The sequence below is a fragment of the Roseofilum capinflatum BLCC-M114 genome (assembly GCF_030068505.1).
Taxonomy (GTDB): Bacteria; Cyanobacteriota; Cyanobacteriia; order Cyanobacteriales; family Desertifilaceae; genus Roseofilum; species Roseofilum capinflatum.
In genome coordinates this window covers 19,542-42,091 of sequence record NZ_JAQOSO010000037.1, presented here as the reverse complement: position 1 = coordinate 42,091, position 22,550 = coordinate 19,542, and the positions used below count along the sequence as shown (strand labels likewise).

Here is a 22,550-nt window from a genome sequence, read left to right as displayed (position 1 = left end):
AGAAGGGGAGTAAAGTCCCTCTCCCGTGGGAGAGGGATATAGGGAGAGGGCATTTCCAACAAGTTAAGAAGGGGAGTAAAGTCCCTCCTATGGGAGAGGGATATAGGGAGAGGGCATTTAACTGGCTACAGCAGACTGCTCACTAGCGAGGGCATCTTTCACACGCTGATTGCGGACTTCTCCGCCGTGGGTGACACAAGTGCCGCTAATAATATCGTCTTCAAAATCGAGATTTAACTCCCCTTCTTTCACCAGATAATTCAGCAGAGTCGAGATATTTTTGGCGTACATTTGCGAGGCATGAACCGCCATCGATGCGGGCAGATTGATCGGCCCAATGACCGTGACTCCTTCATAAACCACATCTTTACCCGCTTCGCTCACTTCACAGTTGCCCCCTTGTTCAGCCGCTAAATCAACAACTACCGAACCGGGTTTCATTTGGGCCACCATTTCTTTAGTCACCAACCGGGGTGCTTTTTTACCCGGCACTTGAGCCGTCGTAATCACCACATCCGCCGTTTTTACATGCTCGGCGACTAATTCTTGGGAGCGCCGTTTGGAGTCTTCGGAAATTTCCCGCGCATAGCCTCCTTCGGCTACGGTTTCTTCGTCAAGTTTCACTTCTACGAATTTCGCGCCCAAACTTTGGACTTCTTCCTTAACTGCGGGACGGATGTCAAAGGCTTCTACGACAGCACCAAGTCGTCTGGCAGTGGCGATCGCCTGCAAGCCAGCTACTCCCGCCCCAATGATAAACACCTTTGCCGGTCGAATCGTTCCCGCAGCCGTCGTTAACATGGGGAAGAACTTAGGCAGAACAGCCGCCGCGATCAACACCGCCTTATAACCCGCAACCCCCGCCTGAGAGGATAAAGCATCCATACTTTGGGCGCGACTGGTACGGGGAATCAGTTCCATACTCAAAGCCGTGACCTGAGCATCAGCCAACTTTTGCATCATTTCCGGTTGAGCCAAGGGATTTAAAAAGCTAATTAACACTTTTCCAGGAGTCAATAGCCCCAATTCTTCTTCCACAGGAGAGCCGACCTTTAAGAGGACATCCACTTCCTTCCATAATTTCTCTTTATCAGAAATAACCTGCGCTCCCGCTTCCTCATAGGCAGAATCCGCAAAATAGGCTTGCTCTCCTAGGCCAGATTCGACCCAAATTTCTAACCCCTGTTTGCTCAACTTGGCGATCGCATCGGGAATTAGAGCAACTCGGCGTTCTCGATATTCAACTTCTTTAGCAACTCCTATTTTCATGGATATTCCTCTTCTATAGTGATCGATTAGCTATTGATGAACTAGCACGCTGGCTGGATGGATAGCACCGACTGGATTTGAGTAATTTGCATTTGGTTCTTATGGATCGTAAGCCCATCCCTGGCAACCCGGAAGGATCTTTAACTTATTTTATGAATTAGCGGGACTTCAAGACCCCCATCTCCGAAATGGGTGGCGATCGCCTCTATGCCACAATAGAGAAACAGTCAATATACTGGAGGGAGTCTCATGGCGATCGCCGATCTAGATCGTATTACCATCAATCCAGAAGTATGCCTTGGACAACCAACGATTCGGGGAATGCGGATCACCGTAGAATTTGTCCTCAAACTACTCGCTAGTCAGTTATCTGTTCCAGACATTTTAGAGTCGTATCCAGAACTCGAAGAAGAAGACATTCGTCAGGCTCTCAATTATGCAGCCTGGGCAGTATCCGATCGCGTTGTTCACTTCACTTCAGCATGAGTCGTCTACGTTTAATTGCCGACGTTCATATTTCTCCTGTGACAGTTGCAGCTTTATAGCGCTTCGCGCTAGGGAATAGGGAATAGGGAATAGGGAATAGGGAATAGGGTTGTAGTACATGGCTTTGAGCCTTTAAGACTTTACACCATAACAGCGCAAAGCGCTGTTATGGTACAGGGCTACGACATAGTACGCACCACAGATGTATTACCTCCGACTGCTGCTGATGCGGAGATTTTGGAAGTGGCGAGGGTAGAGAATCGGGTGATTTTAACCCAAGACTTAGATTTTTCTATGCTGGTTGCTCTCGGCAATTATGGACTCCCTAGCCTAATCACATTACGGTTGTCCTCTGTAAAACCAGAAAAAACTCCTAGATGTTTTACCTATTAAGGGGGGTTGTGGGGATCTTTCCCTGCTGTACCTCATTACAGCGCAAAGCGCTGTAACATTTACGGACTTGATATCACTAGAGTAACTCAATTCTCAAGCCCAACCAGAAAAGCCAAAAAAAACGCCCCCCTGACGGAGAGCGTTTTTTTTGATTAAATCAGTTTATCAAAACTCGAATTAACCGTTGATAGAAGGAGCAGTTAAAGCTACAGGAGCAGCTTCACCAGCCGCCAAATCTAAGGGGAAGTTGTGAGCGTTACGCTCGTGCATTACTTCCATACCCAGGTTGGCGCGGTTGATTACATCTGCCCAGGTGTTGATTACGTGACCTTGAGAATCCATGATGGATTGGTTGAAGTTGAATCCATTTAGGTTAAACGCCATGGTGCTTACACCTAAAGCTGTAAACCAGATTCCAACTACCGGCCAAGCTCCTAAGAAGAAGTGAAGGCTACGGCTGTTGTTGAAGGATGCGTATTGGAAGATTAAACGTCCGAAGTATCCGTGAGCGGCTACGATGTTGTAGGTTTCTTCTTCTTGTCCGAATTTGTAACCGTAGTTTTGAGATTCAACTTCGGTGGTTTCACGAACTAAGGAAGAGGTTACCAAACTACCATGCATAGCGGAGAACAGTGAACCTCCGAATACACCGGCTACTCCCAGCATGTGGAAGGGGTGCATGAGGATGTTGTGTTCTGCTTGGAATACAATCATGAAGTTGAAGGTTCCGCTAATTCCTAAAGGCATTCCATCAGAGAAGCTTCCTTGTCCGATGGGGTAGATTAAGAATACAGCAGTTGCAGCAGCTACAGGGGCGCTGTAAGCTACGCAAATCCAAGGACGCATTCCTAAGCGGTAGCTCAATTCCCATTCACGACCCATGTAAGCGAATACACCGATCAGGAAGTGGAATACGACGAGCTGGTAGGGGCCTCCGTTGTACAACCACTCATCTAAGGAAGCTGCTTCCCAGATGGGGTAGAAGTGCAGACCGATCGCGTTGGAAGAAGGTACAACAGCACCAGAGATGATGTTGTTTCCATACAGCAAGGAACCAGCTACGGGTTCGCGGATGCCGTCGATGTCTACGGGAGGAGCTGCTACGAAAGCGATGATGTAGCAGATAGTAGCGGTTAAGAGGGTGGGGATCATCAGTACGCCGAACCAACCTACATAAAGGCGGTTTTCGGTTGAGGTAACCCACTGACAGAACCGCTCCCAAGCGCTCGCGTTGGAGCTTTGTTGAAGAGTTGTGGTCATGTTTATATGATGGCTATGTATTTTTCTAGGTTCTGTGGCGGTTTTTTTCCGTCCACATTTCCAATATAAGTGACTTTGTTTAGTTTTGTAAAGCCCTTTTAATTTAGCGATCCTGATGATTAACATTAACTAAGCTTATATATTCAATAGCGAATCCGGGGATCGACATAAGCATTCAAAATATCGATCGCAATACTGGCCATCACCACAATAGACGCGAAGAAGACCACAACCCCCTGAACGGTAGTGTAGTCGCGTAAGCTAATCGCCTCATACAACCGATTCCCCAAACCCGGCCAAGAAAACGTCACCTCCGTCAACACCGTTCCCCCCAACAGCGCTGCCAGGGTCAAGCCCAAAATCGTAATCACCGGAATCAGGGCATTTTTCAGGGCATGGGCCAACAAAATCCTCAACTCCGGAATTCCCCTTGCCTTAGCTGCCTCCACATAATCCGCCTTCAGAGTTTGTTGCAAATTCACCCGCACAATGCGCTCAAAAATCCCACTAAGCAACAACCCCAACGTCAAAGACGGCAGGGCCAAATGATGAATCGCCACCCAAAGCTGGCCCAAATTCCCCGTTAACAAACTATCTATCACATAAAGTCCCGTTGGCCCCTGGGGAGGCGTTTCCCCCAGAGCAAAGCGAGTGCCCAGGGGAAACCATTGCAGTTCTACCGCAAAAATTAACTGCAACAACATCCCCGCCCAAAACGGCGGCACAGAATAAGTAATAATGCTAAACAACCGCGCCCCCACATCCAAAGGTGTATGGGGGCGAGAAGCTGCCAACGTCCCAATCGTAATCCCGATCGCCAGCGCCACCGCCATACTGCACACCGCCAACTCCATCGTCGCCGGAAAATGCAAGCCAATGATATCCCAAACCGTTTGTCCGCGACTGGTTAAGGATGTGCCTAAATCCAACTGCAACAAACTGCCCAAATAATTCAGGTATTGCAACCCCAAGGGTAAATCTAACCCCAATTGTTGTCGTAGCTGTGCCTTCGCCTCTGCGGATGCTCTGGCTCCATAAATGGCATCTACCGGATCGCCCGGAGTCGCCCTTAATAGTAGGAAAACCAGGGTGACAATCAGCCACAACATCAGGGGAGCCAACAGCACACGGGTCAGAATATAATACTGAAGAGCCTTAGAACGGGACATAAAAGCGGTAACTTAACAATCAGTCCCTATTTTAGGGGCGATCGGGGGCCTCAATAGCTGAGAATTTCCAGATCCACAGGAGCCGTTCCAGAATGGAGCATCTCCGATCTCCCTCGCTGCTACCCAAGATTCACATGATCCAGAGGAACTATAGCAGTCCCCTTGAAAGGGCGTTCAACGTACAACTAAGATCGGTTCCAATACCATCTTGGAAACCAAAAACTAAAGGCTACTAGCACTGCCAACAAAGGAGTGCTAAAAGCTGTACGCATAATTAGAAAAATTTCCAGTGGCAACCAAATTTGGGAGAAAATTAAGAATACTGCCGCCATTAGATGTACAATTGCCCATATGATAGTGAGAATGACCCAGGCAGACTGAAATTCTTCAGACTGCCTAAATTCCCCTAACTCCTGTGATTTCGGAATTTCCCCCATAGCTTCAGCAAAGACAAGTATTAAGGGGCGAGAAAATCCTAATGAGCCAAGAAAAATCAATCCCCAAAGCGTATGATCGATCGCTGCTGTAGCCAGATAAAAGTCTGGATTAAGTGTAACTATTATGCCCACGATTTCAATCAGAGTTAAAGGGATAGATAATACGGCAAAGAGATTGATTTTCTTAAATGCTAAATGAGTGATTGCAGCTACTCCAACAGCCCAGCCAGCCGCTAAAAAAGCACCAATCAAAGGCTTCTCAAAACGATGAAATAGATAAAAGATTCCAATTGGAATCAGCCCTCCAATGATGAACTGCTTCCAGGGGAATCGCCGTCTCATTGAATACCACCAAGTGTCCGCTTGATTTCGATTTTTCATGTGATTTCCCTCTTTGAGTTTAGCTATGCCCTTCAGAGTTTAAGTAGGTAGCTGAAGATATGGAAGTTGTAGAGTAGCGGGTTCATAATTGGGCGCGATCGCTTTCTAGCAGAGTAAGTTTTGCAACAACTTTTCTGATGTCTAACTCATTCTCGCTATATTGTAGCTGGTTCACATTGGAGGCTAGTTTTGTTTATGCAACGGTTCCTACGCCTGGATGGATTTACGAGAGCAGAACGAATTGGGATGACCTATCGTGTAAGTGAGGCAATTAATCAAGCGGGAGCTTGGATTACCAACTTTCACCTCTACTCAAATCTCCTGATTTGCATCAATTTCCAAGTTCCGATCGCTAATTTAAACAGACTCGCTGCAACGCTACAGGAGACAGGTTTGCAGTTGAGCCAAGAGAGTTTAGAGCAGCTTATGCTTGCCCATGACTCAACCCTGAAAGAGCAAGAGCTAGTCGGGACATTGCAAATTACCTTTGTACATAACGAACCTGACTTACTCCGAGATATACCTGCTGTTCCAGGGTAAGAATTTTGGATTTGATATAAACTAAAATCAGTCAGTGGTCAAAGAGATAGATGATTTCTGGAATTGCGACCCACCAACAGAAAACGCTGGGAGAACAGCGATTGGCGCTGCATGGATTAGCGTGGGAAAACTATCAACAGATTCTCCAGGGCTTACCGGAAAGTCGCGCAGTACGGCTGATTTACGATCGCGGAACGCTAGAATTCATTATGCCCCTAGAAGACCATGAATTTGCGGCTGAGTTGATTGGGGTCTTTATTCGCGTGCTAGTCGCAGCCATGGGATTGAAGCTCAAATCTATGCGCTCGACCACTTTAGCTCGTCCAGACTTGGATCGCGGTGCAGAACCCGATAACGCCTACTATATCCAAAATCAACCTCAAGTTGCGGGTCGCAGGGTTGATTTACAGCAAGATCCGCCCCCAGATTTAGTCGTTGAAGTCGATATTACCCACACAGATATGGATAAAAATCAACTGTATGCGGCTCTGGGAGTGCCGGAATTTTGGCGCTACGATGGGCAAAAATGGCGCATTTACCGACTGCAAGGAACAGTGTATCAGGAATGGGAGCGATCGCCGACCTTTCCTCTCGTCGAAAAAGCAGATTTATATCATTTTTTACAGCAAGCCCAAGAAGATGAAATCGCAGCAGAACAAGCATTGCGTCAATTAATTCAGGAAAGAATCGTTTAACAATCAATAAGCGAATTCAACGTACAACTAAGATCGGTTAGATGTACAATTCCCCATATGATAGTGAGAATGACCCAGGCAGACTGAAATTCTTCAGACTCACTAAATTCTCCTAACTCCTCTGAGTTCGGAATCTCCCCCATAGCTTCAGCAAAGATAAGTATTAACGGGCGAGAAAATCCTAATGAGTTAAAGGGTTCCAGGGGAAGCGCTGTCTCATTGAATGCCACCAGGTTTCTGATTGATTTTGATTTTTCATTCTATGATACCACGATCAGAATATAATACTGGAGAGCCTTAGCACAGGGCATAAAATCGGTAACTTAACCCTTCAGTTGCACAACCAGTCCGTATTTTAGGGGCGATCGCTTTCTAGCAGAGTAAGTTTTGCGACAGAAGACTTAAAAAAACTTTTAGACTAGCTATATCTAATGATTATGTATTATCAACGCAAACACGATTTCTACCACTATTCTTCGCTTCGTAGAGAGCCTTATCAGAAAGTTCTATGAGTTCACCAAATGTAGCAAAATTCTTAGCTTTTTTGTACATTGATATACCAATACTCACTGTCATGGTTATGCAGTCTACACCCGCCATAATTGGTGTTTTTTCAACTTCAATTCTTATTCGTTCAGCTAATTTCTGACCCGCTTCTAATGAAATTTCTGGAATGACTGCCAAAAATTCTTCTCCACCCAGCCTTCCGAATATATCATTGCACCTAATATTCTTAGAGATAATTTCTGAAAAAGCGATTAATGCAATATCACCAGTCTTGTGTCCATATCGATCGTTGATGGATTTAAAGTGATCGATATCGAACATCATACATACAAGCGAAGTTTGGCCTTGCTTGATACGCATAAACATTCTTTCGGCTAAATCTAATAAATGCTGTCTTGAATAAACTTGCGTTAAGGCATCAAATTCAACCATTTCACGCAGTTGGTTTTCCGCATTTTTGAGTTCGCTAATGTCTACCCATTGACAGACGACATTTTTCAACTTTCCTTGTGAGTCCATGATCGGGAACATATAGACATCGATATACATATCCCGTGCTGCTTGAAAAGCAATATCATTAATCTTTGTCCCTTGCCAAAAAATCGTAAAATGCGCTGGTTGATGCGTCTCGAAAACAGACTGCACTTTCGGCATCACACCTTGCGCTTTCAGGTTATCGTCCTGAAAAACGTTATATGTGCCGACAATCTGATCGTCCGGTATATTCAGGGTTTCACATACAATACGGTTGACCTGGATGACTGTCCCGTCGCGATCGGATATCCACATCCCGAACATACTTAAATCAATCAGCGTATTCAGAAACTCCCTAGCGGCATGAATTTCTGCTTCAGCCTGTTTGCGATCGGTAATATCATTATTGGTCAACACAAGGTGGCCAGAAATCAATTGCGCGTAGATCTCGCATATTTTGACAGACCCATCCCGGCAGGTAATATGATATTCACCAGTATTCACGGCGGTTGTCGAGTGTTGCATTCTTTCTAGATACGGCTGCGAGCGATCCATTACCTCCTGGCGGTATTGGGGATCGGGATAAGCCAGGGAAAACCATTCGGCAGGCGTTTGGGGCTGATGTCCAAACAGTTCTTGTGCGCTTTTACTCCAATGTAAAATATTTTCACCCGCCGCATCTAAAACAACAACCGGGAATGGGCTTTCATTAACGAGGGTGCGGAACTGTTCTTCGCTTGCTTTGAGAGCTTGTTCAACTTTTTTTTGTTCGGTAACATCTCTGTTTATTCCAAGGACACCAAATATTTGATTGTTCTCATCTTTGAGCGGGATTTTTACACTATGCAAAAAACGAGTTTCACCAGAAACGATTGCTGTAATCGTGTTTTGAACAATCTTTCCGCTTAATACTTCTAGATCGTATTGATGGTATCCTATGATTTCTTTGTCGGGGTTGCCTTCCAGCAGTTCAGCATCCCAACCGTTCTCCAGATCGGTTTTGCCAATCAACTCAGACGGTTCTTTATTAACTCCTTGAGCAAATTTTCGATTGCATAAGATTGTCTTTAACTCCTTGTCTTTGACAAAGATATAATCAGTTGAAGTGTCAATGACATTACGCAATAAACGTTCGCTTTTCTTTAATGCTTGCTCTGCTTTTTTGATGTCAGAAATATCACGAAACTCGACGACCCGAGCTGGCTTACCATGATATTGAATAGCCTTTGCATGAAGTCGCAACGGAAAAATTGTGCCATCCTTTCGGATACCTTCCACCTCATACGACTCTTCAGATCCTGAGATGATCTTGTCCATCACCAAGTCACGCCAGTCCGGTGCAATGAGAAGAAGGCCATCCATGCCGACCAGTTCGTCATAGGAATACCCTGTAATATTGATTACGCCTTTTGAAAAATCAAGAATACGTCCTCGATCGTGAATGATACTGCCGCCGAAGGATGGATTATAGAATAATCGGTGGCGTTCTTCACTTTCTCTCAAAGCATCTTCGATTTGTTTGCGGTCGGTGATGTCTGTCCCGGTACTTATGAAATATTCCCCAAATGAAACACTGGTCATGTGGTAGAACTGACCCGTTGGTGGGAAATAGGCTTCCCATGTGTAGGGTGTACCTTCTGAAAAAATCTTTTTCACAATGGGCATGAACTGCTCCGTTGCATCATAAGAGAAGATTTCATTGGTGGTTTTGCCGATAATTTCAGGACGGGTTTTGCCCCAGGCTTTGAGAGCAGCAGGATTGACCTCTACCAATCTCCAGGTCTTAATCGCACCTTGTTCATCACGAACGAGCTTCCAGAGATGTACCTCGTGCATCATATTCTCGAACAAGTTCCGATATCGTTCCTCACTTTTTTTAAGTGCGCTAATGTCCATAAAGGTGGTGACAATTTGGCTGAGGTGTCCGTTTTCATCAAACTCCGGGATTGCTGTATCGAGAACCCACATCGGTTCGGCTTTGTCGCTTTGCTGAATGCCCACCACCAGGTTGTGGACGGGTTTTTTCGTCTTAAGAACCCGCGACACAGGATATTCTTCAACCGGCATCGGGCTGCCGTCCTCCCGCAAAAATGTCCAAGCAGTATCGGTCAATTCCTTTCCAAGCATCTGCTCGCGTGTTAAGCCAAGCATGATTTGCGCTGTCGTATTACTTTTAATTACGGTTCCATTCTTCCCATGAACCACTACCCCGGCTTGTATGCTGTCGATCGATTGGCCAATACGGCTTTGTTCTCGGAGCGTTTGGCTTGCCTCCAGCTCCTGAACCCTCTGCTCCAATTCTTCATAGGTCAATCTTTTAGACATATAACGCATCAAGGTGTCCTCCATAGAAGAGGGATAGCGATGAACCTCTCTCGATTACTATTCTAACCTAGCCTTTGTATGTCAAGACTTGAAGCTGTTTTTGCTTACTTTCTAAGCTAGATGATAATTGTGAGAATTTTGTGAATTCGATTAAAGTGAGGAGTGCGAACATCTTGCTCGCTGTTGTGTTCCCTATTCCCTATTCCCTATTCCCTATTCCCTATTCCCTATTCCCTATTCCCTATCCCCTATCCCCTATTCCCTATTCCCTATTCCCTATTCCCTATCCCCTCGTCATCAAATTAAGTATCATCCGACTGAGAATAGAGCCAGTCTTGGATTTCATGGGTAACCCAAGCGGCTTCATTGGGTCTTATACCAGGAGCAATTCCATAAGTGTATTCTCCAGTATAATTGTGGCAATGGAGTTTTACCAGGGTGCCATAGTGTTCATGGTGAATAAAGACCCCCATTAACTGTTCGGATAAACCGGTTTGGGTTAGGTAGCTCCAACCAAATAACTTCCTTTCGATGGTAAACTCCTCTTTCTCAAACGTGACTTGGGTTTCAGTCGCTGAAAATAACAAGATTAGGACAACAATGGTTAAAAACACAACGAGCAAAATCAAGGGATTGTGAAGAAGTCTGAGAACGCCCATAAACATCGTCCGGGTAATCATCAAGCTGGCTAAGATGAGGGCAAGGGTTCTGAAGGTATTGCGCTCAAATCTAGGAGGTATTTCTAATTTTAGCGAAGTGGGCGATCGCCAAATGTCAATCAGGGTGTTGTCCGGTTTTGGGACATGGCCAAACTTAGCGCTCTGGGTGGTGGAGATCTCCACCGGTTGGGTATAGAGTTGATTGAAGGCTTCCTGAGCGCTGCTAAACCGCTTTTCTAGGGCTGGATCGGTCATTTTCTCGATCCAGGTGATGAAATAGGGATTGAGTGTCGAGCGATCGCGAAATTGAATTCGATTGTCTCGATGGGGCAGATCGATCGGCGGAACCCCAGTCACCACATGAATCAACGTCGCGCCTAATGCATAGAGATCTGAAGCCGCAACCGCACGCCCCCAAAACTGCTCCAACGGTGCATAACCACTCGTTCCTACCACCGTAAACGTCACCCCAGTCACCGCCGCTTGCGATTGCACCGCCCCAAAATCGACTAAGTAAACCTGCCCATCCTCACCCAAAATAATATTACTCGGCTTAATATCCCGATGCAGCACCGGGGGACTCAAGCGATGTAAATAGATCAGGATTTTCAACACAGAAGCCGCAATATCCTTCACCTCCTCCTCCGCAAAACGCCCCCCATTCTCCAACCGCTCCTGCAACGATGCACCCGGAATATACTCCTGCACCAACCCAAACCAAGGAACCCCTCCCCCCATCTCTTGATCCAGAGAAAAATAATCCCGATATTTCGGAATACAAGCATGATCGAGCGCTTGCAGCACCTGCGCTTCCCGTTCAAACAACTTCAGCTCATCCCATTGCATCTGAGGATTAAACGCCAACAACTTCAGGGTTACCGATTCATTACTGGTTAAATCCGTAGCCAACCAAGTTTGACGACCTGCCGCCGTCCGTCCCAATTTCCGGTGTAGCTGATATTCTAGGGGTTGGGAAGACGTTGATTGAACGGATAACACTTGTTCCGCTTGCAACATAGGAGAGGGAGTTTCCAATGAGATATAGATATGCTGTAGGAGCGAAGGCCCTTCGCACCAATATTCCTACTATAGCAATGAGCCACGGTTGTAGGGGCGGGTTTGAAACCCGCCTCCTAGAATTTCTCACCGTAGATTAATTTTCAAGCAGTATTCTAGACAAGATAGTGAACTAATCAAGGGATATTTATGGGTTTAACTGAAGATCTAGAAAACAGATCTCAAGCCGTCTTTGCTAACCTCTCTGCAACCATTAAAGCCAGAATGAAGGAAGCAACTGAGGAATTACACAGCTCTGGCATCATCCAGCAAGCTTGCCAACAAGGAGATATGGCTCCTGATTTCTCCTTACCCAATACCATGGGAAAAACCATAACCCTCAGTGAGTTACTCCAGAGCGGCCCTGTCGTTCTCTCCTTCTATCGAGGACAATGGTGTACGTTTTGCAACTTGGAATTACAAGCTCTTGAGCGGATTTCGCCCACTTTAAGGGATTTAGGGGCAACTCTTGTTGCTATCTCCCCTCAAACCTTCGAGAATTCATCCCACATGGTTGCTAAACATGAACTCACCTTTAACGTTCTGAGCGATCGCCATAATTCCGTTGCTCGAAGCTATGGCTTGGTCTTTCGCTTACCCGAATCTCTGCGCGTCATCTATCAACGGTTGGATATCGATCTTCCCGCTTACAATGGCGATCAAACCTTTGAATTACCCATTCCAGCAACCTACGTTATTCGTCAAAACGGTCAAGTCGCTCTATCTTTTGTCAATGCAGATTACACGCAACGCCTCGATCCTCGTGACATTATAAAAATGTTACGCTCCCTTAAAAATGGGCAATTTTAAGCAAAAAGACCATGACCCATTACCAAAATAAAGCGCTTTCAGTGTACACTCGACACAGAAATTTATTCCAGGACGTTGCCATGAAAGCGACAGGACATTGCCAGTGTGGTGCAGTTACTTACTCCGCCGAAGATGTAGAAACTGATGTGTACAGTTGTCACTGTAATATCTGTCTGCGATGGACGGGTGGCCCTGGGTTTGCGGTAAGTGTGGGACAAGTCACCTTTGAGGGTGAGGCAAACATGAGTCGGTTCGATTCCTCAGAATGGGCCGAGCGCGGATTTTGTAATCGTTGTGGGACTCATTTGTTCTATCGCTTGAAAGAGGGCGATCAGTATATGCTGTGGATGGGAACTTTTGATGATTTAACTCAATTTAAGCTGGCGGGAGAAATTTTCATTGACAAGAAGCCCCACTTATACGATTTAGCAGGCGATCATCCACGGTTAACTGGGGAAGAATTTATGGCTTCAATAAGCAATTAACAATTAACAATTAACAATTAACAATTACAGCGTTTATCGCTGTTATGACTAGCCCGTTATGACTAGCCCGTAGTGCAGGAGTGTTTTCGATGCCAATCGAAGGTTTTTTTCAAATTACATTGATACTAGCTACATTTTTATGTTCTCTGGTGGCTGGCTTCCTCCTGGCATTTGCGATCGTCGTCATGCCAGGGATAACACAATTAAGCGATCGCGAATTTATTCGAGCCTTTCAAGTCATCGATGGCATTATCCAAAATAATCAGCCCGTTTTTGTCTTCCTTTGGCTCGGTTCCATCCTCTTTTTAGTCGCGTCCGGTATCCTGAGTCTGGGACAATTGGATAGCGTTGGGTATCTTCTCATCATCTTTGCCGTACTGACTTATATTCTTGGTGTCCAGTTACCGACATTCACGATTAACATCCCCCTGAATAAGCAATTGCAAGCGTTGAAGCTCGATGAGATGGATGAAGCCACCTACCAGTCCGCTCGTCTCGACTTTGAACCCCGTTGGAATCAATGGAACTTAACCCGAACACCTCTAGCCTGTTTCGTCTCGGCACTGTTAATCATTCTTCTCTTCAGACTTTAAGTTAATGGCTTCCCCTCATCCCCCTACCCCCTTCGGCTACGCTCAGGGCAAGCCTTCTCCCGCAGGCGCTGTCCTGCTTGCCCTGAGCGAAGTCGAAGGGAGCGAAGCCGAAGGGAGAAGGGGGAAAGTCCCTCTCCCGTGGGAGAGGGATATAGGGAGAGGGACTTTCCTGTTGCACAACTCATTTAGACTAGCTATATGAACCAATACTTTCAAGAAGTAATGAACAATTTTTAATTGACCTCTGGAGCGCGTCCCATTAAACCGGTCATCAATCTAAGGGAAAGATAACGACCGATGCGAAACTTCTGTAAGAAGAGTAATCCTAAACGGCGTATCCAAACCACGGGTAACCAGTCGGTGGAAAATGTGCGGTCTAAGAAATCGGTAAAACCGAGAATCATCCAGTTTTGAGGTTTGCGCCACTGTTGATAGGGTTTGAGGTTCTCTAATTGGCCGATATCTTGGTTTTGAGTATGGGCGGTTTTGATGACTTCGGCTAAAGCAGCAGCATCACGAATGCCTAAATTGAGGCCTTGTCCTCCGACGGGATGGCAACAATGGGCGGCATCTCCAGCCAGGGCAAGACGATGCTCGACGTAGCGATCGCACTGCATTAATTGTACCGGAAACACAAACCGAGGCCCATCAAGCTCTAACCGTCCTAAAATACCCGCCGTCCGATATTCTAAGCGACGCAAAAACTCCGCCTCATCCAACTGTTGCAGAGCTTCAGCTTGTTCGTGGGGAGATGTCCAAACCACCTGTACCCGATTTCCCGGCAAGGGCAAAACCCCCATGGGGCCGGTATACCAAAACCGTTCAAAGGCCACATTATTGTGGGGTTTTTCCGTTTTAATCGTGGTTGCCACGCAAGACTGCCAGTAGCGCCATCCTTGGGTCGAAATTTGGGCCCCTTGGCGAATGGCAGATTTAGAGCCATCAGTTGCCACAACCAAGCGACTCTGAATCACCATCGGTTCCTCATGTTCGGCAGAGTTGACCCAAATCTGGGCAAAATCGTCAAAATATTTCACCTCTTGCACCTGTGCGGGACACACCCACTGAATCTGAGGGGATTGATTAATTTGCTGTTGTAGCGCCGTTAAAATTACCCGATGCTCCCCCACATAACCCAGATGATCCATGCCCAAATCTGCCGGGGTTAAATCCACTACCCATTGATTGGCATCCGAGATCTGAATATGGTCAAAGGTGACGATTTGAGGCAGGATTTCTTGCCAAACCCCTAATCGATCAAAAATCTTGCCAGACATCAAGGTAAGGGCATAGGCTTGCCGCTTTGAGGCCGCTTTCTCTTGGGGTTGAGCCTCAATTAGGGTAATGCTTAAGCCAGAGTCTTTTAGGGCACAAGCTAAGGTCGCCCCCACAATGCCGGCTCCCACAATGGCAATATCGGTTTTGTAGGTGGGGTGAGGGTGAACAGAGGGTTGAGCTGTCAGGGGTGCAGCAGCGATCATAGGTCAGGCGATCTTGACATCTAAAAGCAGTATTCTTCTGATTATTGTGACGCAGCGATCGCTTCTGAGCAAGGTCGCCATTCCCCCATTCTCTAGCTATATTTGGCTAACATCTTCTCCAATTGGGCAACTGTTCCCCTAGGAGAGAGACGGGGTAAGCGCTGAGGGGGAGTGCTATCGACAACCAACACCGGTATTTCGTATTCGTAAGCCTGCCACCAAGTGTCATTGGTGGTAATATCCCGAACTTCTAACTCAAAGGCAACCTTCTGCACTTGTTCGAGCTTTTCCTGCAATCCCTCACAGAGATGACAGCCGGGTTTACTGTATAAGATTAAGCGCATAATCAATGATTTTACGAAAATTTTACGAATGATTGCCATCCCATTGTCTCACTGAAGGTCGCTTTTCCACAGCACAACCCCAGAGGACAAATCAAAAAATGGATCGGCACAATCTTAAGGTAAACTAAAGATTGGAGGTCACACCATAATTAGGGTATTCAGTGTTCATGACCAATCTGACCGCAACTTCAGGCCAAGTTCACACCAACCTCGACTTACAGGAACTTAATCGCCGATTCAGTCATACCCATCCCTTGCATATCATTGGTTGGTGCTTGCAGAACTTTCCTACGGGCTTAGTACAGGCAAGTATTTTTAACGTCGATGATATGGTGATTACAGATATGCTGTATCGCTATCTGTGTCCAGAGCAAAAAATTCCGGTACTGTTTGTCGATACGTTATATCATTTTCCCGAAACTCTAGCCTTTGTCTCGGAAGCTACAGCCTGCTATGACCTAGATGTGAAGGCGTATAAAATGGCTAGTCTTCCCACACGCAAAGCTTTTGAAAAGTCCTACGGTAAAAGCTTATGGGAACGCGACTTAGAAAAATTTGCCACTCTCACCCGTCGAGAACCCTTGGAACGGGGGCTTAAGGATCTAGAAGCGATCGCCTATCTAACGGGAAGACGGCGCGATCAAATGACTAGCCATCATCAGATCGAGATCCTTGAACTTGATTCAATGGGACGGTTGAAAATTAATCCTCTCGCCTGCTGGCGAGGCCGGGAAACTTGGGCTTATGTATATGAACATGAGGTCATGTACAACCCTCTCCATGACCAAGGCTATCCCTATATCAGCGATCGCCCCACTACCTCCTTAATTCCCAAACCCGTTGAAGATGAAACCCTCAAACGGTGGAGAGGAAGCCATAAAACCGAATGTGGGATTCGGTTTTAATGCTGTCCACAAGGGACTTCAAAGCTTAGACTCAAGATCAACTTATGGGTGAGCGGTGGCGATCGCAGAATTGGCCATCTCGATTAACCGATCCTTTTCTCCAGCCTTCAAGCCAATACGATAGTGTCCTCCAGCCTGTTCCCACATCACAACAGCATCAGAACAATTGGCCCCACAAGTTGCCGGAACAAAATACCCGGTAATCCCTTGAGCGAGATTAACCGATTCTCCTTCTTCTGGAGCCATCAAGGGCCCCGTTTGCCCAGAAATTTCCCCCCAACGACAAGCAGTTCCCCCGTTACAATCGGGAGTAAATCCCAGCAGTACCTGATATTCAGAAGCGGAAACTTCTGTCGTCAAGGCATAAACTGGAGAAGTTTCCTTCTCTTCAGGAAGCAGACTCGGTAGGATAACAGGCAAATCCGTCTGATTTTCCAACTCCGATAAAATGGCGGCAAACACCTCATGGGGACGTTTAATCTCAGCCGTTAGAGTTGGGGTCGGTTCTCCCCCTGAGAGATCCTGGGGACTTGAGGCTCCTGAAGAAGCAGAAGACCGGGAAGCCGGTGAAGTTTGACAAGCGGCAAGGGTGACAACCATTAAAAGAGTCATCCACTTGACAGAAGTTAACCTAATATTCATAGTACAGATGGCGATAGACGCTACAGAACTCTGTAATACTCTTCGGCGATCGCCCCAATCAGTCCGGCACGATCTAAACCATTAATAATTCGCCGAGCGCCCCGAAAATCCCTAGTTGACCCCGAAATAAAATGGCCCAAGCGATACCCCGTAAAGGTTCCATCGCGCATCCCAATCACCAGAATTCTCGCTGCGATTTCCCAATCTTTGGCTAAACTGGGATTTCCCACCAAATCAATCCCCAACCGTTGAGACCAGTCCGTATAATTGCGCCGTCCCGTAATTTGTACAAACCCCCGTCCCTTATAACGAGGCCCATCTCCATATTGAGTATTGCCCAAATCCGAGCGATACTCATAAGCCCAACCACTGGCAAACTCTTCCATCCATTTACCTAACCGGGATTCATGCTCGGCCGTAGCCAAAATATAAGCAATCTGTCCCAGATCTTTCACATTCGCCGCCTCAGCTTCCCGGATAATCAACGGAATCGAATCCCAAGCATAGGAGCGCACATCAGGATAAGGAATCGAGTAAATCACCTTATCGAGATCGATAGACAAGACCAAATTGCCATAGGGTAAATAGGTTTCCACCTCTTCACCGGCTAACATTGACCAGGTTTTTTGCCCTGCTACCCCATCAGCCACTAAATTATTGTCTCTCTGGAATTCCTTGAGTGCCGCTTCTGTCCCATCGCCAAATAGACCATCAACCGGAGAGTTGGCCGGTAATATATTAGCCTTTTTCAGCAACTCTTGCAGGATTTTGACCTCATCCTTCAAATCTGTAAACGTAATCCCATCCCACTTGCGTAACACGGGATAGCGCAGTTTTTTCGGGGTTGCCGACTCCAGAGCTGTCCAGGTATTTGGGCCCACAAAGCCATCGGCCCTTAAGCCTTTCTTGGTCTGGAATGCTTTGACCGCTTGTTCGGTAATCGAGCCAAAGAGACCATCCACTGGATCGGTGGGTTTGAGTACCCCCGCTTCCTTGAGCAGGTTTTGCAGGTACTTAACCGGTTCTTTGAGGTCGGGGTAATAGATGCCGTCACCTTTTTGTAAAATGGGCTTGTTGCTGGCCATAATCGGTTATGGGTAGGTGTAATTGTGATTATCTTTCAAAAATATCAGGATTCTCATTCAATAGGGAATAGGGAATGGGCAACAGGCAACAGACCATCCTCCCGACACTCTCCCCGTATGTCACCATAGTAAACAGTCTCCAACCCTTTCCCTATGGCTCAATCGAATTTACAAAAACTCGGATCTTACCTGCGTCCCCATTGGAAATCAGCCAGCTTAGGTATTTTTGCTCTTTTGATTGTCAATGCTGTGGGGGTTTATCTTCCTCTGCTGATTCGGGATGGGGTGAATAATCTACAGGTGACGTTTAGCACCCAAACGGTGGTAAGTACGGTGCTGTGGTTATTGGTGTTAGCCTCGATCATGTGGGCCATTCGCATGGTTTCGCGGATTCTGTTGTTTGGGGTGGGTCGTCAGGTAGAGTTTGACCTCAAACAAGCGATATTCGGGCATTTCCTGCGCCTAGATTCGGGGTATTTTGCCACGCATACGGTGGGGGACTTGATTAACCGAGCGACCTCGGATGTGGATAATATTCGCCGTCTGCTGGGGTTTGCCGTGTTGAGTTTGGCCAATACGCTGTTTGCCTATGTGCTGACGTTGCCGGTGATGTTATCGATTCATTTGCGTTTAAGTGTGTTGGCGATCGCCGTTTATCCGTTAATGTTATTCGCCGTCCAGATTTTCAGCAACCGACTCCGCAAGGAACAACAGGACGTACAGGAAGAACTCTCTCGTGTTAGCGATCTCATCCAAGAAGACATGAGTGGCATTTCTTTAATTAAGATTTATGCCCAAGAAGACAATGAACGGCAAGCCTTTCGCCAGTTCAACCATCAATTACTCGGCGCAAATCTGAAGTTAGCCAGAACTCGTAATTTTCTCTTTCCCTTAGTGGAAGCCTTAGCCTCCTTAAGTTTGCTGGTGATCTTGTGGATGGGAACTCAAGAAATTGCCAGAGGTTCGATCACGATTGGAGACTTTTTAGCCTTGCTGCTCTATGTGGAGCGCTTAGTCTTTCCCACTGCTTTATTAGGCTTTACCATTAGTGCCTATCAGCGCGGAGAAGTGAGCATTAACCGCATCGAAGAAATTCTCAAAGTACAACCCAAAATCAAAAATGAGTCCCAATCTCTAGAAATCAAAACTGCTGCTAAAGGTCAATTGGTGGCCCGTCACCTCAGCTATACCTATCCCGGCAGTTCGACTCCGGCGCTAAATAATATTAATTTTACCATTCATCCCGGTGAAACCATTGCCATTGTTGGCCCCATTGGTTCAGGCAAATCAACCCTAGCCAAAGCCCTACCCCGACTGTTGCCCATTCCCCAGGGTCGAGTGTTCCTGGATAGTTATGATATTACGAAGCTAAATTTAGCGGACTTGCGATCGGCGATCGCCTTTGTGCCTCAAGATAGTTTCTTGTTCAGTACGACGATTAAAAATAATGTGCGCTATGGTGACCCTCTGGCGGAACAATTCAGAGTTGAAGGGGCGGCAACGGTTGCCCAAATTCATCCAGAAATTCTCAATTTTCCTCAGCATTACGAGACTCTAGTCGGTGAGCGAGGGATTACCTTATCAGGAGGACAACGACAGCGATCGGCTTTAGCGCGAGCGTTGCTGATTGATGCGCCGGTGCTAATTTTAGATGATTGTTTATCGAGTGTTGATAATCAGACGGCAACCGGAATTTTAAGAAACTTGTCTACCGGCACGCGCAAAAAAACTGTATTGTTTATTTCTCATCAACTGTCGGCTGCGGCAACGGCCGATCGCCTCTTTGTCATGGAACGGGGGTGTATCGTACAAGTGGGAACCCATCGAGAACTGATCGAGCAAGAGGGACTCTATCAGACGTTGTGGAATAAACAACAGTTTGAGGAACTGCTGAAATAGAACGTAGACCCATTAGCCCTGACCAGTAACCTGCCCTATAGAAATTATGCATAGCTTTATTCCTCCCCATCGCTTTTTCCCTTATCTAACCTGGACAGAAATTCGGGATATGCCGGATAAGGAGAAGGTCGTGATTGTGCAACCGGTAGGGGCAATTGAGCAACACGGGCCCCATTTACCCTTAATTGTAGATTCGGCGATCGCCACTGGAGTCTTAGGAAAAGCCCTAGAACGGCTCCCGGAGGATATCCCCGTCTATGCCCTACCGCCCCAATATTACGGCAAATCGAACGAACACATTAAGTTTCCCGGAACCGTTACCCTCAGCGCCCAAACCCTGCTTGCGGTACTCAAAGAAGTGGGAGAGAGCATCTATCGGGCGGGTTTTCGCAAACTGGTGTTTCTCAATGCCCATGGGGGACAACCGGAGGTGATTAATATTATCGCCCGCGATTTACATATCCAATACCCGGATCTGATGGTATTTCCCTTGTTTGTATGGCGGGTTGCGAATGCATCAGGGGAATTACTAAAACAACAAGAACATCCAGACCTGAGTATTCACGCAGATTTGGGAGAAACCAGCTTGTTGCTCTCCCTGCTTCCAGAGCAGGTGCATATGGAGCGAGCGGTTAAGGAGTATCCCCAAGGGTTACCGGGTGCAGATAGCTCACTGTCTTTGGAAGGCAAATTGCCCTTTGCTTGGGCAACCCATGAACTGAGCCAAAGTGGGGTATTTGGCGATCCGACGGGCGCAACGGCTGAAATCGGCGATCGCCTCCTAGACTCTCTGGCTCAAAGTTGGGCGCAGGTGCTGCAAGATGTCTATAATTTTTCTAGGGCATAGCAGCCAGTCAACCGGTCTCCAACGGATACCCAGGTTTAATGTTTAATGGGCTTACCAAGGGGAACCAATCATGGTAAATCCTGACCAGTAATAGGGATGGGCTAAAGGCCGCTCTGCTACATTCCCGGCTAAGACCGGAGGTAGAGCAACATTACCGCGACTGGCTCGTAATTGACCCCCTTCAATACGCACTTCACCCCTAAGCATGGCCAGTTGTGCTTCCCGCAAAGCATCAGATTTGAGTTGGGCATTCCTCAAATAATCATAGAACTGAGTCATGAGGGCTAATGTCCCTTCATCGGAGACATACCACAGACTGGCTAAAGCACTTTTCACCCCCGCTTGTACCGCTAATCCGGCAAATCCTAACTCGGCGGATGGATCGCCGACTGCGGTACGACAGGCACTCAAAACTAACAATTCTACTTGGGGATTATTCCATCCCAATGTTCTTAAATTATCAAGAGTCAGTTGCTCATTCCACAGTTGAATATAGGAATTTTGGGGCGATCCTGAGTTAAATTCTGCATGGGTGGCTAAATGGATGATCGCCGAAGGCGCAAACTCCCGTTGAGAGACTAAATTATTACGGGTAAAGTCATTATTCAAAAACCCTTTGCCTCTCCATAAATTGTTAGTAATCGTCTCAATCTCCACAGGAACCGCAGGTAAGGGCGCTTGTTCGCTAAACTCAGAGGCTCCAAAGGCTAATACTTCAGCATTTTCTAGGGACTGGTATTTGGTATCCGTCAAGAGGACAGAAGGAATTAAGCCCAAATTATATTTTTCAATCAGGAATTGTTCCCCATCATGCAGGGCCGCTACCGGAATAGACCGTAATCCCACATCCATACTGAAGACTAAAACATCGGTTCCTGCCTCTTCTAACTGATCTTCTATGGGGGCAATTAACCATTGATACAGTTGTTGAGCATAGGGCAAATAGCTGGTGCTATTGCGTTTACGGGGATTGGTTAATTCGCCTCGAAAGTTTTGGATCGTTTCCAGGACTTCAGAGCGTTGAATATTGGGAACACTTTTATAAATTGCTTGACCTCTGGGCGTAATTAAGATGAAATCCAATTGATCCGGGCGGGACAAAACATAGGTGACTACTGTGGTTTTGCCGGTCAGTTCTTCAATTTCAGCTAGACGCTCTTGGAATTGGGCGATCGATTGAATGTCATCATCAACTTTAAACTCTTCTCCGGTATACAGGGATAATTGCTCCATGAATAAGTTATCAATGGATAAGGTGGCTTGATCTAAATTCCCTGCATCCAATTGAGTATCAATGTTATTGCGAGCAACTTGTAAGGATTCTGACCGGGCAAGGCGGTTAGAACCATTAGCAGTATTCTGTCTCGGTTCACCAGACTCTTGTGTGTCTTGGGGTTGGTCGGTTTGTCTGGTATCAGGTTGGTCTTGTGAGGGTTCGGCCCCTTGAGTTTGGCGATCGGGAGACTGTTGTAGGGTCGGTTCTCCACCGCGAGAATTTTGTAAACCGGGTTCCCCCACTTGACTGGCAGGGCTTGCGGGGCCACGATCGCCTACCTGCTGATTGGGGGATGTAGGATTGTGTAAACCTTCTTGGGTGGGATTCAACTGGTTAACCCTTCTATCCTGGGCAGGTTGCTGTCCTCCATTCTGTGGAGGTTGCTGCCCTCCATCCTGGGCAGGTTGCTGCCCTCCATCCTGGGCAGGTTGCTGCCCTCCATCCTGGGGAGGTTGCTCTCCTCCATCCTGTGGAGGTTGCTCTCCTCCATCCTGGGGAGGTTGGTCGCCTCCATCCTGGGGAGGTTGGTCGC

At 46.8% G+C, this 22,550-nt stretch carries 21 protein-coding genes; 10 read left to right on the top strand and 11 right to left on the bottom strand.

Annotation, left to right across the window (positions count from 1 at the left end; translation table 11 throughout):
* Positions 1-117 precede the first annotated feature (117 nt).
* A complete protein-coding gene (locus PMG25_RS07875) occupies positions 118-1,269 on the bottom strand; it encodes a Re/Si-specific NAD(P)(+) transhydrogenase subunit alpha (protein ID WP_283766351.1) in 1,152 nt (383 codons plus the stop codon).
* A gap of 249 nt (positions 1,270-1,518) precedes the next feature.
* Between PMG25_RS07875 and PMG25_RS07870 the strand changes: the two genes are divergently transcribed.
* Positions 1,519-1,755 (top strand): DUF433 domain-containing protein, encoded by a 237-nt coding sequence (locus PMG25_RS07870; RefSeq protein WP_283766350.1) that lies wholly within the window; start codon positions 1,519-1,521, stop codon positions 1,753-1,755.
* A 168-nt stretch (positions 1,756-1,923) separates the two neighbouring features.
* Positions 1,924-2,148, top strand: coding sequence for a DUF5615 family PIN-like protein (locus PMG25_RS07865; RefSeq protein WP_283766349.1), 225 nt, complete (start codon positions 1,924-1,926; stop codon positions 2,146-2,148).
* A 177-nt stretch (positions 2,149-2,325) separates the two neighbouring features.
* Here the strand turns inward: PMG25_RS07865 and psbA are convergent, their stop codons facing one another.
* The 3 genes from psbA to PMG25_RS07850 all read right to left on the bottom strand — a co-directional run bounded on the left by psbA (position 2,326) and on the right by PMG25_RS07850 (position 5,395).
* Complete coding sequence (gene psbA, locus PMG25_RS07860) at positions 2,326-3,408, bottom strand: photosystem II q(b) protein (protein ID WP_283766348.1); 1,083 nt, start codon at positions 3,406-3,408, stop codon at positions 2,326-2,328.
* Between the two features lie 143 nt (positions 3,409-3,551).
* Complete coding sequence (locus PMG25_RS07855; RefSeq protein WP_283766347.1) at positions 3,552-4,577, bottom strand: ABC transporter permease; 1,026 nt, start codon at positions 4,575-4,577, stop codon at positions 3,552-3,554.
* 185 nt (positions 4,578-4,762) lie between these two features.
* Complete coding sequence (locus PMG25_RS07850) at positions 4,763-5,395, bottom strand: VC0807 family protein (protein ID WP_283766346.1); 633 nt, start codon at positions 5,393-5,395, stop codon at positions 4,763-4,765.
* 195 nt (positions 5,396-5,590) lie between these two features.
* On the opposite strand from PMG25_RS07850, the gene PMG25_RS07845 reads away from it, so the two are divergent.
* A complete protein-coding gene (locus PMG25_RS07845; RefSeq protein WP_283766345.1) occupies positions 5,591-5,935 on the top strand; it encodes a hypothetical protein in 345 nt (114 codons plus the stop codon).
* 50 nt (positions 5,936-5,985) lie between these two features.
* The gene (locus PMG25_RS07840; protein WP_283766344.1) at positions 5,986-6,630 is read left to right on the top strand and encodes a Uma2 family endonuclease; all 645 of its coding nucleotides are present in this window, start codon (positions 5,986-5,988) and stop codon (positions 6,628-6,630) included.
* Positions 6,631-7,065: 435 nt separating this feature from the next.
* On the opposite strand, the gene PMG25_RS07835 is transcribed toward PMG25_RS07840, so the two are convergent.
* Both PMG25_RS07835 and PMG25_RS07830 read right to left on the bottom strand, forming a co-directional pair.
* A complete protein-coding gene (locus tag PMG25_RS07835; RefSeq protein ID WP_283766343.1) occupies positions 7,066-9,960 on the bottom strand; it encodes a sensor domain-containing diguanylate cyclase in 2,895 nt (964 codons plus the stop codon).
* Positions 9,961-10,238: 278 nt separating this feature from the next.
* Complete coding sequence (locus PMG25_RS07830; protein WP_283766342.1) at positions 10,239-11,612, bottom strand: serine/threonine protein kinase; 1,374 nt, start codon at positions 11,610-11,612, stop codon at positions 10,239-10,241.
* Positions 11,613-11,801: 189 nt separating this feature from the next.
* On the opposite strand from PMG25_RS07830, the gene PMG25_RS07825 reads away from it, so the two are divergent.
* From PMG25_RS07825 to PMG25_RS07815, 3 genes are all read left to right on the top strand, one after another.
* The gene (locus PMG25_RS07825) at positions 11,802-12,461 is read left to right on the top strand and encodes a peroxiredoxin-like family protein (RefSeq protein WP_283766341.1); all 660 of its coding nucleotides are present in this window, start codon (positions 11,802-11,804) and stop codon (positions 12,459-12,461) included.
* Positions 12,462-12,541: 80 nt separating this feature from the next.
* A complete protein-coding gene (locus tag PMG25_RS07820) occupies positions 12,542-12,946 on the top strand; it encodes a GFA family protein (protein ID WP_283766340.1) in 405 nt (134 codons plus the stop codon).
* An 89-nt stretch (positions 12,947-13,035) separates the two neighbouring features.
* Entirely contained in the window at positions 13,036-13,539 is a 504-nt protein-coding gene (locus PMG25_RS07815; RefSeq protein WP_283766339.1) for an anthrone oxygenase family protein, read from the top strand.
* 233 nt (positions 13,540-13,772) lie between these two features.
* Here PMG25_RS07815 and PMG25_RS07810 read toward each other — a convergent pair whose 3' ends face one another.
* Both PMG25_RS07810 and PMG25_RS07805 read right to left on the bottom strand, forming a co-directional pair.
* Positions 13,773-15,020, bottom strand: a complete 1,248-nt coding sequence (locus PMG25_RS07810; protein ID WP_283766338.1) for an FAD-dependent hydroxylase — start codon at positions 15,018-15,020, stop codon at positions 13,773-13,775.
* A gap of 92 nt (positions 15,021-15,112) precedes the next feature.
* Positions 15,113-15,364, bottom strand: coding sequence for a glutaredoxin family protein (locus PMG25_RS07805; protein ID WP_283766337.1), 252 nt, complete (start codon positions 15,362-15,364; stop codon positions 15,113-15,115).
* 167 nt (positions 15,365-15,531) lie between these two features.
* On the opposite strand from PMG25_RS07805, the gene PMG25_RS07800 reads away from it, so the two are divergent.
* A complete protein-coding gene (locus PMG25_RS07800; RefSeq protein WP_283766336.1) occupies positions 15,532-16,269 on the top strand; it encodes a phosphoadenylyl-sulfate reductase in 738 nt (245 codons plus the stop codon).
* Between the two features lie 42 nt (positions 16,270-16,311).
* On the opposite strand, the gene PMG25_RS07795 is transcribed toward PMG25_RS07800, so the two are convergent.
* Both PMG25_RS07795 and PMG25_RS07790 read right to left on the bottom strand, forming a co-directional pair.
* A complete protein-coding gene (locus PMG25_RS07795; protein WP_283766335.1) occupies positions 16,312-16,911 on the bottom strand; it encodes a hypothetical protein in 600 nt (199 codons plus the stop codon).
* A gap of 20 nt (positions 16,912-16,931) precedes the next feature.
* Complete coding sequence (locus tag PMG25_RS07790; RefSeq protein WP_283766334.1) at positions 16,932-17,996, bottom strand: peptidoglycan-binding protein; 1,065 nt, start codon at positions 17,994-17,996, stop codon at positions 16,932-16,934.
* Positions 17,997-18,149: 153 nt separating this feature from the next.
* On the opposite strand from PMG25_RS07790, the gene PMG25_RS07785 reads away from it, so the two are divergent.
* Together PMG25_RS07785 and PMG25_RS07780 are read left to right on the top strand one after the other, a co-directional pair.
* Positions 18,150-19,895, top strand: a complete 1,746-nt coding sequence (locus PMG25_RS07785; protein WP_283766333.1) for an ABC transporter ATP-binding protein — start codon at positions 18,150-18,152, stop codon at positions 19,893-19,895.
* Between the two features lie 46 nt (positions 19,896-19,941).
* Positions 19,942-20,742 (top strand): creatininase family protein, encoded by an 801-nt coding sequence (locus PMG25_RS07780; protein ID WP_283766332.1) that lies wholly within the window; start codon positions 19,942-19,944, stop codon positions 20,740-20,742.
* 51 nt (positions 20,743-20,793) lie between these two features.
* Here the strand turns inward: PMG25_RS07780 and PMG25_RS07775 are convergent.
* Positions 20,794-22,550 (bottom strand): CHAT domain-containing protein (locus PMG25_RS07775; protein ID WP_283766331.1); only part of this gene is annotated, 1,757 nt, incomplete at its 5' end.